Consider the following 13013-nt stretch of genomic DNA (forward strand, 5'->3'; position numbering starts at 1 on the left):
GGTGCGGGGTGCGGGGTGCGGATCGGCGGATTGAGCTGAGGTTCGGGTCTTGGTGCGCCTCTCGGGGCGCCGGGGTGCGGATCGCCAGCTTGGGCTGAGGTTCGGTGCGCTGCGCGGGTGCGGTTGGGCCGTGGGTTTTACAGGCGATTTTTACGGCTTCGCGCATGGTTGAATGGCCTCGCAGGGGACGCAGTTCGGTTGTGTCCCGCGGGTTGCGCTGGCGGCCGCCGGTTGTCGTGTGCACGACCGCGCGTGGGTCCGAGTCACTGCGCATGCGTTTGGTCTGGCGGGCGTCTGCCGCGTTTGGTGGGTGCGTTGAGGCCTCTGGCGGGCCTCCTCGACGAGGGGGCGACCCGCGCGTCCGGCTGTTTGCCGGCGGTCCGCGACTGTTCGGCTTTCTATCACGCTGTTGCCTGCGTTGCGCTGTTTGCTGGCGGTGCTGCTTGTGGTCGCCGAGGTTCTGGGTCCCTCGCCGCGTCATCGCCGTAAACGGAACCAGCCCGGTTTGGCGGAATCAAGCCGCACCCCTGCTGCTGTGATCGGTCTCCGTTCGGCTTGACACCGCCAAACCGGGCAGGTTGGCTGCGCCCGCTGACGCGGCGAGGGACCCAGAACCAACACCCCGCATGGTCCGGAAGGACCACTGAACCGCGTGGTCGGGCGCGCGCGGCCCGTCACCGGCCGCAGCCGCAGGCGCTGGCATTAGGTCCGGCGCGACCTCCGTGTGGAGGTCGCGCCGGGTTGTCTATCGGGAAGCCGCCTACGCCTCGGTTCGCAGCACCGCTGCCAGTCGGGCTACCGTCGGGTTGTCGAACAGGCGCCGGAGGCCGTCGTCCTGGCTTCCGCTGGTGCCGGCGCCGAATTCCTTTGCGATGCGCTCCTGGATTCCGATTGCGCGTAGGGAGTCGCCGCCGAGTTCGAAGAAGTTTTCCTCGATGCCGAAGTCATCGCGTTCCAGGACCTCGCGCCAGAAGCGGAGCAGTGTGCGCTCCAGGTCGTCGCGGGGTTCTGACGGGGTCGCAGAGGTCTGCTGTTCGCGGGGGGCCGGGAGTGCCGAGACGTCGACCTTGCCGTTCGAGCTCAGGGGCACCTTCGGGATCAGCAGGTAGTGCCGCGGCACCATGTACTCCGGCAGCAGGTTCTCCAGCTCGGCTCGCAGCGTGTCGGACTCGGGGTGGGGGCGGCCGGCGGGGGCGTCGCCGTCGGTGGGGACCAGGTATGCCACCAGTTGGCGGCGGCCGGTTCGGGGGTGCGTGTCTACTGCGACGATTGCTTCGTGGATGCCGGGGTGGCGGCGGAGTGGGGCTGCGATCTCGCCGAGTTCGATGCGGTAGCCGTTGACCTTGACTTGTGAGTCCTCGCGGCCCAGGAACTCGATGTCGCCGCCGGGGAGGTAGCGGCCGAGGTCGCCGGTGCGGTACAGGCGTGCTTTGGTGCGGGGGTGCGTGATGAACCGCTCCGCCGTGCGCTCCGGGTCGGCCCAGTAGCCGCGCGCTACGCCGCTGCCGCCGATGTAGATCTCGCCGGTGGCCCAGACCGGGCTCGGTTCGAGCCACTGGTCGTAGACGTGCATGGTCTGGTTGGCCAGCGGCTTGCCGTAGGGGATCGACGTCCACTCCGGCGGCACGGCGCCGATCGGGTGGTGGATCGACCAGATCGACGCCTCGGTGGCGCCGCCCAGGCTCATGATGCGGGTCGCGGGGTAGAGCGCGCTGATGCGGTCCGGGAGGGTCACCGGGATCCAGTCGCCGCTCATCATCACCAGGCGCAGGGCTGTGCCGGGGGGTGCCGCGGCTGTGTCGTGCGCGTCGATCCAGGCCTGCATCAGCGCCGGCACGGTGTTCCACACCGTCACCTGGTGGCGGTTCACCAGCTCGCTCCAGTGGCGTGGCTCGGCCGAGCGGGCCGGCTCCGGCATCACGACCGCGCCGCCGGCCGCCAGGAGGCCGAAGACGTCGTAGACCGACAGGTCGAAGCTGAGTGCGGAGAGCGCCAGTGCCCGGTCCTGGGGGCCGATCTGGAAGCGGCCGTTGAGGTCCTGGATGGTGTTGGCCGCGGCCTTGTGGTCGATCATGACGCCCTTCGGCGTGCCGGTCGACCCGGACGTGAAGATCACGTAGGCCAGGTCGTCCGGGGCCGGACCGGTCGGCGGCGGGGTGGGCGGGGCGGAGCGCACCTCGGCGTCGGTCAGGGTCAGCAGGCTGATGTCGTCGGGCCAGCTCAGCTCGTCGCGCAGGCGAGGGGTCGTGACCACCGTCCGGACCCGGCCCTGCCGCAGGATCTGCTCGCGCCGGACGGCCGGCCAGTGCGGCTCGATCGGCAGGTACGCCGCGCCCGACCGGGTGACGCCGAGCGCCGCGGCCACCTGCGCGTAGCCCTTCTCGGCGATGATGCCGACCAGTGTGTCGCGCTCCGCGCCGGCAGAGTGCAGGACGTGCGCCAGCCGGTAGGCGTCGCCGACCAGCTCGCGGTAGCTGTGCTCGCCGCCGTCGGAGGTGATCACGGCGACCGCGTCCGGAGCCCGCTCGGCCTGCTCCTCGACCAGGTCGCAGAGCGTCCGCGCGGGAATCGGCGCCTCGGTGTCGTTGGCCCGGCAGCGCTCGTCGGCCTGCGCCTGCGGCAGGACGACGAGCTCCGCCTCGTCCCACGCGCCCTCGCTCCCGCCGAGCTGCTCCAGGCACGCACGGTGCGCGGCGAACATCTCGGCCACCATGTCGTCGGGGAACAGCCCGTCCACGTAGTCCCAGTTGACCAGCAGCTCGCCGCGCTCCTCCAGCACCTGGTAGTCCAGCCAGACCTGCGGCGTCTGGCTCGCGCCGAACACGACGTCGCCGAACATCTGCGCCGACTCGGTGATGTTCGACGCGGAGTCGAACCCGATCATCGACGTGAACACCACCGGCATCGCAGCCCCCGGACGCCCGCCGAGGCGCCGCGCGCGCTCCCGCAGGACCCGGACCCCGGAGAACGAGGAGTGGCCGAGGTCTTCCATCAGCTGGTGGTGCAGCCGCTTGGCGCGCCCGGCGAAGGAGTCCTCGGACTCCGGCCGCGACTCCAGCAGCACCACCGAGGTGAAGTCGCCGATCACCTCGCCGAGCCGCGGATGCGACGGCGGCCGGTTGAACAGCGTCAGGTTCAAGGTCAGCTCCGGCCGCTTCGACCAGCGGCGCAGCACGTCGGCGTAAGCCGCCAGGAGCACCGCCGACGGAGTCAGGCCCCTGCTGCGCGCCGTCTCCTTGATCGCCGACCAGTGCTCCGTGGACAGCCGGGTGTGCTGCCGGGCGAACGCCGGGCGGCCGATTTGCCCGAGCTGCCCGGGCTGCACGGCCAGCGGCAGCTCGGGAGCCGCGGGCAGCTGGTCGAGCCGGTCCAGCCAGTACCGCTTGTCGTCCTCGAACCCGCGCCCGCCCTGCTGCTGCTTCTTCTCGGCGAGCACGTAGTCGCGGAAGCTGATGTCCAGGGGCTCCGGCTCGGTCTCGGGGCGGCTGTAGAAGGTGAACCAGTCGCGCTGGAAGATCCCGATGCTGAACCCGTCCATGATGAGCATGTCGAAGCTCATGTGCAGCCGCCACCGCTTGTCGTCCAGCTTGGTGGCCCGGATCTCGAACAGCGGCCAGCGGTCGGCGGGGATGATCTGGTCGGACAGCTCCGCGCGGATCGCCTCGATCCCGGCCTCCCGCCCCGCGTCGTCCAGCCCTGAGAGGTCGGCGACCACGATCTCGTACACCGGCACCTTGGGCAGGACCTGCTGGTAACCGCCGGCCTGGATGACGGCGCGCAGCATGTCGTGCCGCCGGATGAGCTTGTTCAGCGCCCGGCCGAGCCGGGGGACGTCCAGATCCACGGCGTCGAACTCGAGATAGCCGTGCGCCGCGTTCCCGCCCAGCTCCACCGCCGGCGTCCGGCCGACCCAGTAGGCCTGCTGAATGTCGGTCAGTGGGAACGGCTCGTGCCGCTCGGCCGGCTGCGCCTGCAGGCCCGCCGGCTCGTCCGCGCGCTCGGCCTGCGCGACCATCTCGATGAGCTCGTCCTTGCGCAGGCTCATCTCCTCGCGCAGCGCGGGCGTCAGGGCGCCGGGCGGCGCCGTCACGTGCAGCTTGCCGTCGGCGAGCCTCAGCCGCACCCCGCGGCGGTACAGCTCGGCGAACAGGTCCGTGGTCATCGTGGCTGCCTTCCTGGCGGGTTACAGGATGAGTTCTTCGAGCTCGCCGGCGGCCGCCGGCTCTTCGTCGCCGGTGACGACCAGGCTTCGGGCAGCCAGGGACCGGCAGACCAGGTCTACGACGCCCGCCACGCTGGTGTCGCCGAGCAGGCGCTGCGGCGGGACGTCCACGGACAGCACAGAGCGCAGCTGCTCCCGGAGCCGCATCGCGCGCAGCGAGTCCAGGCCGAGATCGCCCAGCCGCAGCTCGGGGAACCGCTCACGCAAGCTCTCCCGGTCGTCGTCGAGCCCTTCGACCATGGTGGTGACCCGGGTGAACAGGATGTCCGTGAAGGTCTGTCGCGCGGCCTGCGGCTCCTCGATGGCCAGGCGTGAGAGCTCTGCGACGTCCCAGGACGCGGTGTCGTCCGGCTCCAGATCGGCAGGGTCGGCCGGGTCGGCTGCGGTGTGTCTGAGCCCTGTGATGGTCGCCAGCGGTTCGCAGGACTCGGAATACAACTCCAGGTCGATCGAGCCGTCGGGCGTGCGGCGCGCGTGGCACCACAGGCGTTGCGGCAGCTCGCGATGGCGCGTGAGCCGGGACAGACTCGACGGGAGCCACGTCTGGTCGCCGCCGCCATCGACGAGCGGCAAAGCGGTGCGGAAGCAGGCTTCGAGGACCGCGGGATTCAGAAGATACTGATCGGTGTCGCTCTCGATGAGCGCCAGGGCCTCGTCCTCGCCCAACCGAGCGCGCAGCCCGTTCAGGTATGTGGGGGAGTGGACCGGCGGGACGGTCTGCGCGGCCGAGGCGGTGAACCGCGAGGTCCACCTGCGGTCGGCGTCGGCGCTGAAACCGCGGATCGCGCCCTGGGAGTCGATCGTCGTCTGCAGGACGACGGGGAGCTTGCCGGGCTCGCCGAAGACAAGATTCTCGATGGTCAGGGTGCCGGCGCCGTGGCTTGCGGCCGCCAGTGCCCATTCCGCGACGACGGCTGGCGGCAGGGCGGAAGTGGTCAGCGTGCGGGAGAACCGGTGCTCGTCGGAGCCGGCAAGGTCGATCGGTCCGCCGAGTAGCGGATGCACGGGCTCCCAAACAATGTCAGATCCCGCGTAGCTCCGGCCGATCGGCGCGTCGAGCCAGTAGCGGCGGCGCTGGAAGGGATAGCCGGGTAGCCGGATCCTCCCGGCGCCGCTCTCGGCGAAGACCGCCTCCCACGACATGGTTGTCCCGGCGGTGAACGCCGTGGCCAGCCGCGTCACCAGCTGATCAGCGGTGATCTCGGGATCGAGTTCCAGGACGCTTCTCGCTCCCCTCGCCAGCACCTCGGACCGGACATCCTCTGCGCCGGAGCGCAGGAAATCGGCTGAGGCCCAGTAGCCGGGGTCGGCGGGGTCGCCGCCGGGGCAGACGAGGGTGAGACGCGGCTTGGCGTAGTCGATCCGCTGCGCGGTGGCACACAGGGTGTCGGGCGCGCATGCGCTCGCCGCGAGTGACAGGGCGTCGGCGTACGACAGGATCCCGGCGACGTGCGCGGCAGCGATCTCGCCGATTCCCGAGCCCGCGACCAGCTCCGGTGCCACTCCGCACGAACTCAGCTGTTCGTAGGCCTGCACCATGGCCGGGAAACACTCGGCGGCCGAGGCGGGTTCGCAGCCCACGAACACCACGGCGGTCTTCGCCGAGACGGCTGCGCCGGTGTGCAAACCGGGTGCGTCGTCGCCGCGAGCGAGAGCCGCCAGCGCGGCGAGATGTTCGTCGACGGACGCGGCCAGAATGACCGCGCGGTGCTTGAACGAGGACCGGTGCGCCAGCGAGACTCCGACCTCTGCGATACCGGCCGGAGAGGCGGCGAGAAAGGTGCCGAGCTCCGCAGCCATGGCCCGCAAAGCCGGTTCGGTCTTCGCCGACAGCACCCAAGGTGTGGCCGAACCCTCGATACCGCTCGGCGCGGCGGCGGTCGGAGCAGAGTCGGTCGGAGCAGAATCGGCCGGAGCAGAGTCGGCGGGTTCCTCAAGAATCACATGCGCGTTGGTCCCGCTGATCCCGAACGAGGACACACCGGCCCGGCGAGGCCGCCCCTCGGCCGGCCACGGCACCGACTCGCCCGTCGGCACGACGGTCCCGTCGGACCAGTCGACGTACCCGGACGGCCGGTCGAGGTGCAGCGTGCGCGCGTGGATCCCGGCGCGCATCGACATCACGGTCTTGATCACGCCGGCCACGCCGGACGCGGTCTGCGTGTGCCCGATGTTCGACTTGACCGAGCCCAGCCGCAGCGGCCGGCTCGGATCCCGGTTCTCGCCGTAGACCGCGATCAGCGCTTCGGCCTCGATCGAGTCGCCGAGCGCCGTGCCGGTCCCGTGCCCCTCCACCGCGTCCACCTGGTCGGGAGTGAGTCCGGCGGCCTCCAGCGCCTGCCGGATGACCGCCTCCTGCGCGGACCGGCTCGGCGAGGTCATGCCGTTGGTCGCGCCGTCCTGGTTGATCGCCGTGCCGCGGATCACCGCGAGCACGGAGTGGCCGTTGCGCTGCGCCACGGACAGCCGTTCCAGCGTCAGCAGCCCCGCGCCCTCGCCGAACCCCATGCCGTCCGCGGCGGTCGCGAAGGGCTTGCACCTGCCGTCGGCGGCCAGGGCGCCGCGCCGGGTGAACTCGTCGAGGACGCTGGACGTGGCCATCACGGTGACGCCGCCGGCCAGCGCCAGCTCGCAGTCGCCGCGCCGCAGGGCCTGACACGCCAGGTGGATGGCCACCAGGGCGGAGGAGCAGGCCGTGTCGATGCTGATGGCCGGCCCGCGCAGGCCCAGGGTGTGGGAGATGCGGCCCGAGGCCGTGCTCGGCGAACTGCCGACGATCAGCTGGTCCGCGACGCTCGCCGGGAGCGCTTCCCGCGGCCCCGCGCCGTAGTCGCAGTAGGACACGCCGGCGTAGACGCCGGTCTGGGATCCGCGCAGACCGGCCGGGTCCACGCCGGCGTCTTCGAGCGCTGACCACGCGGTCTCCAACAGCAGTCGCTGCTGCGGATCCATCGCCAGCGCCTCGTGTTCTCCGATCCCGAAGAACTCGGCGTCGAACAGGTCGGCTCCGGTGATGAAGCCGCCCCGGCCCGCGCCGGAACCAGAGCCGGCGCCGGACTTTGCCACAGAACCAGAACCAGAACCAGAGCCGGAACCGGAGCCAGAACCCCAGCCCCGGTCCTCGGGAAACGCCGAGATCCCGTCGCCCTCACCGGCCACGAACCGCCACAGCTCCGCCGGAGAGCGCAGATCGGGCGGAAAGACGCAGCCCATGCCGACGACGGCGATCGGCTCGGAATCCCGCAGCTCGACCTCGCGCAGTCTCCGGGCGGTTTGCTGGAGTTCGCCGGTGGCCTTCTTCAGGTACTGGCGCAACTTTTCTTCATCGGCCATGACTGGTGCGGCCCCCTGCGATTGGTAAAGTAATTCTCGGAACCGGGACGGAGTTGTCGTGCCATTCCAGATTCCCGGTTGACCCTACGCGGCGGCCCTGATCGCCGACACCCCACTCGCACCCCTACCGGACCCCGGCTTCGAGCGGGAGGTGGGGTCCGCCCCGTCTCGCGCAGGATACGGCGGCGGTGTCCCGGCCGACACCCTTATCCGCCCCCTAATCGCAGCTCCTTTTCGCATAAGGGTGCGATAAGGGTTGGAGCCGGCCCGCGGGGAACCTAACGTTGCCGAAGTGTCGGGGGCGAGAATAATCGAATGCCAGGGCGCTGTCACTTCCGAGTACGACCTTCACCGACCATCACCACCATCACCGAGGCGGGATTGAAATGGAAACGGTCGACGACATATCGGAAAACCTCTGATGGACTTCGAGCCGTCACCGATTCAGCGTGAACGCTGCGCCGAGATCAGCGCGGCCGTGCTCGAGCGGTTCGCCGAGCACGAGACGTCCACCGACCCCGAGCAGGTCCGCCTGGCGTGGAAGGACGCGGCGGCCGCCGGCCTCACGGGGCTGTGCGTGTCGCAGGAGTACGGCGGGGCCGGCCTGCGGGCCCTGGACACCGCGCTGGCCCTGGAGGCGTTCGGTCGTTCCTGCACCGACATGGGCCTGGTGTTCGGCGTCGCGGCGCACCTGCTGTCCTGCGCGGTGCCCGTCCAGGACTTCGGCACGGCCGCGGCCAAGGAGCTGCTGGCCGGCATGGCCGCCGGCGACGTGGTCGCCGGCAACGCCATGACCGAGGACGAGGCCGGCTCGGACATCGGCCGGATCCGCTCCACCGCCACGCTCACCGACGAGGGCTACGTGCTCCACGGCGAGAAGTCCTTCGTCAGCAACGGCCCGATCTCGGACGTGTTCGTGACCTACGCGGTCACCGATCCCACCGCCGGCTTCCTGGGTGTCTCGGCGTTCGCCGTCCCGCGCGAGCTCGACGGCGTGGTCGTCGGCGAGCCGCTGCGCAAGATGGGCCTGGACGGCTGCCTGGCGGCGCGCGTGCGCTTCGAGGGCTGCGTCGTGCCGGCCGAGTACCTGCTCGGGTCCGAGGGCGGCGGCGGCGCGATCTTCCAGCACTCCATGGCCTGGGAGCGCGGCGTGCTGTTCGCCGGCTACCTCGGGCAGATGGCACGGCAGCTCGCCGAGTGCGTGGACCACGCGAACAACCGGCGCCAGTTCGGCCAGAAGATCGGCGGCTTCCAGGCCGTCTCCCACAAGATCGCCCGGATGCGGCAGCGGCTGGAGAGCGCGCGCCTGATGCTCTACCGCGCCTGCTGGCTGCTCGACCAGGGCCGTACCGACGTCGTCGCGATCGCCATGGCGAAGACCGCGGTGTCCGAGGCCGCGATCGCCAACAGCCTGGACGCCATGCAGCTGTTCGGCTCGATGGGCTACCTGGTCGACGCCGGGATCGAGGGGCAGCTGCGCGACAGCCTGCCCACCACCATCTTCTCCGGGACCACGGAGATCCAGATGGAACTCATCGCGAGGGGGACGGGCCTGTGAGCCTGCACCAGCTCGCCATCGACGCCGCCGCCGGCCGGCCCGACGCCCTGGCGGTGAGCGCGCCGTCCGGATCGCTCAGCTACGCCGAGCTGGACGCCGCGGCCGACGCGATCGCGGCCCGGCTCGGCCGGCACGGCGTGGGCCGCGGCGACCGGGTCGTGCTGTGGGCGGGCAAGAGCCCTGCGACGGTCGCGGCGATGCAGGCCGTCCTGCGGCTCGGCGCGGCCTACGTGCCGGTGGACGGCAGCAGCCCGCCGGCCCGGGTCGCGACCATCGTCCGGGACTGCGCGGCGGCCGTCGTCCTGACCAACGGCGAGAAGATCCCGCGGATCTCCGCCGAACTGGGCGAGCAGGTCCGCTATGAGGACCTTGACGGTCCCTACGACCCCGCACCGGCCGTCAACGTCGAAACGGCCCCGGAAGACCTCGCGTACATCCTCTACACGTCGGGATCGACCGGCGTGCCCAAGGGCGTGTGCCTGACCCACGAGAACGCGCGGGCCTTCGTCGACTGGGCCTACGACGTGCTGGCCCCGGAGCCGGACGACCGCTTCGCCAACCACGCGCCGTTCACCTTCGACCTGTCGGTCCTCGACCTCTACGCGGCGTTCCGCGCCGGCGCCTCGGTACACCTGATACCGGCCGAGCTGTCGTTCGCACCGAAGCAGCTCGTGGAGTTCGTCCACGAGCAGCAGATCACCATCTGGTACTCGGTGCCCTCCGCGCTGGCCGTGATGATGCGGCACGGCGGCCTGCTCGACCGCCCGGCGCCCGAATCGCTGCACACGGTGCTGTTCGCCGGCGAGCCGTTCGCCATCGCGCAGCTGCGCGACCTGGCCGCCTGGACGAACGCCCGCATGATGAACCTCTACGGCCCGACCGAGACCAACGTGTGCACCTATCACGTGGTCCGCAAAGAGGACCTGGGCCGGGACCGGCCGGTGCCGATCGGCGTCGCGGCCTCCGGGGACCGGGTCTGGGTGGTGCGCGACGACGGGATCATCGCGACCGTCGGCGAAGAGGGCGAACTGCTCGTGGACGGCCCCACCGTGATGCCCGGCTACTGGGGACACCCGCCGCAGCGCGGCCCCTACAGCACCGGCGACATCGTCAAGGTGCTGGCCGACGGCACCCTGGACTACGTCGGGCGCCGCGACCACATGGTCAAGGTCCGCGGCCACCGGGTCGAGCTCGGCGAGGTCGAGGCGGTGCTGGAGAACCACGCCGACGTCGCCGAGGCCGCGGCCGTGACGGTCGGGGAGGGGGTCGACACCCGCCTGGTGGCGTTCGTCGCCGCCCGGCCCGGCGCCGACCCCGGAGTCCTGGCTCTGCGCCGGCACCTCGCCGAGCATCTGCCGCGCTACATGGTCGCCGACGAGGTGCGCTTCCTGTCCCCGCTGCCCAGGAACGGCAACGGCAAGATCGACCGGACCGCGCTGGCGGCGCGCGCCGTCCCCAACCTCCCAACCGAAAGGCCGGTGCGATGACCCTCGACGAGGTCACACCAAGGATCATGAAATTCATCAGCGAGAGCTTCCTGGAGGGCGACCCCAAGGGCGAGCTGACGGAGACCACCCCGCTGCTGGAGTGGGACGTCCTGAACTCGATGAACAGCGCGCTCCTGCTGAACTACCTGCGCGAGGAGCTGCGCGTCGACGTCCCGCTGGCGTCGATCAACGCCGCGAACTTCCGGACCGTCGCCGCCATCAGCCTGCTCGTCTCCGGCCTGACGGCCGACTCCGTGGAAGGTGTCTGACAGCCATGAGTGTCGACTACGACGTCGTGATCGTCGGCGGCGGTCCGGCCGGGTCCACCGCCGCGGCCTACCTGGCCAAGGCCGGCCTGTCGGTGGCCGTGTTCGAGGGCGACAACTTCCCGCGGCCACACGTCGGCGAGTCGCTGGTGCCGGCCACCACCCGGTGTCTGCTGGAGACCGGCGCCATGGACAAGGTGGAGGCGGCCGGCTTCCCGAAGAAGTACGGCGCCGCCTGGACCGCCACCACCTCGCCGAACATCAACGCCGACCTGGCCGCCACGCTCACCCACGAGCTCGGCACCGCCGACATCCTGTTCAAGGAGCGCGACCAGCCCGGCACCGACCGGGACTACACGTTCCACGTCGACCGCAGCAAGTTCGACCTGATCCTGCTCAAGCACGCCGAGAGCCTGGGCGCCAAGGTGTTCCAGGGCATCCGGGTGCTGCGCGCGGACTTCGACGACCCGGACCAGGTCACCGTGACCGCCCGGATGGGCCGCCACGAGGTGGGCGTCACCGCGAAGCTGGTGATCGACGCCTCGGGCCGGCAGACCTTCCTGGGCCGGCAGCTCGGGACCAAGGAGTCGGACCCGGTCTTCGACCAGTACGCGATCCACACCTGGTTCGAGGGCCTGGACCGCAGCGAGGTCGCCAACAGCCCCGAGAAGGTCGACTACATCTACATCCACTTCCTGCCGATCACCGACACCTGGGTGTGGCAGATCCCGATCACCGACACCGTCACCAGCATCGGGGTCGTGACGCAGAAGAAGCAGTTCGCCGAGGCGAACCTGGACCGCGAGGCCTTCTTCTGGAAGTTCGTGGAGAGCCGGCCCGACCTGGCCGCGGCGCTGCGCAAGACCGAGCGCGTCACCGACTTCAAGGTCGAGGCCGACTACAGCTACGCGATGAAGGAGATCTGCGGCGACCGGTACGTGCTGATCGGCGACGCCGCGCGCTTCGTCGACCCGATCTTCTCCTCCGGGGTGAGCGTCGCGCTGAACAGCGCGCGGCTGGTCACCGACGACATCCTCAAGGCCTTCGCGAACGACGACTTCTCCAAGGCGTCCTTCGCCACCTACGAGAAGACGATCCGCAACGGCGTGCGCAACTGGTACGAGTTCATCTCGGTCTACTACCGGCTGAACATCCTGTTCACCACGTTCGTGGCGGACCCGCGGTACCGGCTGGACGTCATCAAGATGCTGCAGGGCGAGATGTACGACGGCGGCAAGCCCGAGGCGCTGCGCGTCATGCAGGAGACGGTGGCCGCGGTCGAGGCCGACCCGACCCACCTGTGGCACCCGCACCTGGGCAACCTGCGGGTCGCCCCGGTGGACGCGTGATCCCGAACGCGTAGCCCTAGCGATCGCGACCGTGACCGTGACCGGCATCGCCGTCCGAGAAGGGCCCGCCGTGCTCCGCGGGGAGTCCGAGCGTCCGGGTCAGCACCCTGATCCCCGGCGCCTGGACCGCGACGCAGGCGATCACCTCGTCCTGGACGGCGAGATCGGTCAACGACCACGCACCGACCCCGCCGAACCCGGCGGGAAGCGAGACCAGGTCACCTCCGGCAGTGGTGACCACCTCGCGCAGGTGTGTGGCGAGTCCGGTGCCCAGGGCCTTGGCCACCGCCTCCTTCCGGGTCCAGAAACGGAGCAGCTGGGCGTCCCTGAGCTCGTCCGGCAGGGCGTCCAGGGCGTGCCGCTCGCTCGCGGACAACGCCGTCCGGGCCAGCGCGTCGCGGTCGGGCAGCGGCCGCAGCCGTTCGACGTCGACCCCGACCGGGGCGTCCCGGGACACCGCGGCGGCGACGACCGTCTCGGCGTGGCTCAGGCTCACGTGCACGCCGCCGGGCTCGACGACCAGCGGACGCCCCCGCTCGTCGCGGTCCCAGCGCTGCCGCTCGGGCGGGCATGAGGTGTACGCCCGCACGAGCTCCCGGCCGAACCGGCGCGCGGCGTCCCGGATCTCACGGTGCCGCCGAGCGCGCTCTTCCAGGCCCGGCGACCGGTCCCCGGGCGCCGGGCCGGCCGCCACCCAGACGGCCACCTGGCCAGACCCCGAGGGGTGCGGCTCACCCATCGGTCACCCTCCCGGTATCCCGACGCCGACGTGCGGACGTTCACTGCAGAGCGAGGAAC

7 protein-coding genes are annotated in these 13013 nt (G+C 70.8%); 4 read left to right on the plus strand and 3 right to left on the minus strand.

The annotated features are described in order from the left end of the window. Positions 1-760: 760 nt before the first annotated feature. The gene (locus GWK61_RS24875; RefSeq protein ID WP_194911802.1) at positions 761-4162 is read right to left on the minus strand and encodes a non-ribosomal peptide synthetase; all 3402 of its coding nucleotides are present in this window, start codon (positions 4160-4162) and stop codon (positions 761-763) included. Between the two features lie 21 nt (positions 4163-4183). Then, positions 4184-7555: a type I polyketide synthase gene (locus GWK61_RS24880; RefSeq protein WP_194911804.1), complete on the minus strand. Its 3372-nt coding sequence runs from the start codon at positions 7553-7555 to the stop codon at positions 4184-4186. Positions 7556-7976: 421 nt separating this feature from the next. Here GWK61_RS24880 and GWK61_RS24885 point away from each other — a divergent pair, with 421 nt between their 5' ends. From GWK61_RS24885 to GWK61_RS24900, 4 genes are read left to right on the plus strand one after another with little or no spacing between them, the layout of a single operon-like run. After that, positions 7977-9113 carry an acyl-CoA dehydrogenase family protein gene (locus GWK61_RS24885; protein WP_194911805.1) on the plus strand — a complete coding sequence of 379 codons (1137 nt, stop codon included), beginning with the start codon at positions 7977-7979 and terminating at the stop codon, positions 9111-9113. After that, positions 9110-10600, plus strand: coding sequence for an amino acid adenylation domain-containing protein (locus GWK61_RS24890; protein WP_194911807.1), 1491 nt, complete (start codon positions 9110-9112; stop codon positions 10598-10600). Before GWK61_RS24885 ends, GWK61_RS24890 begins: the two co-directional genes overlap by 4 nt. 26 nt (positions 10601-10626) lie before the next feature. Continuing rightward, complete coding sequence (locus GWK61_RS24895; RefSeq protein ID WP_228562899.1) at positions 10627-10869, plus strand: hypothetical protein; 243 nt, start codon at positions 10627-10629, stop codon at positions 10867-10869. A 5-nt stretch (positions 10870-10874) separates the two neighbouring features. Beyond that, entirely contained in the window at positions 10875-12215 is a 1341-nt protein-coding gene (locus tag GWK61_RS24900; protein ID WP_194911810.1) for an NAD(P)/FAD-dependent oxidoreductase, read from the plus strand. A gap of 16 nt (positions 12216-12231) precedes the next feature. On the opposite strand, the gene GWK61_RS24905 is transcribed toward GWK61_RS24900, so the two are convergent. After that, positions 12232-12954, minus strand: coding sequence for a 4'-phosphopantetheinyl transferase family protein (locus tag GWK61_RS24905; protein ID WP_194911812.1), 723 nt, complete (start codon positions 12952-12954; stop codon positions 12232-12234). Positions 12955-13013 lie beyond the last annotated feature (59 nt).

The organism is Catenulispora rubra (assembly GCF_015356825.1).
In the GTDB taxonomy this organism is placed as follows: Bacteria; Actinomycetota; Actinomycetes; order Streptomycetales; family Catenulisporaceae; genus Catenulispora; species Catenulispora rubra.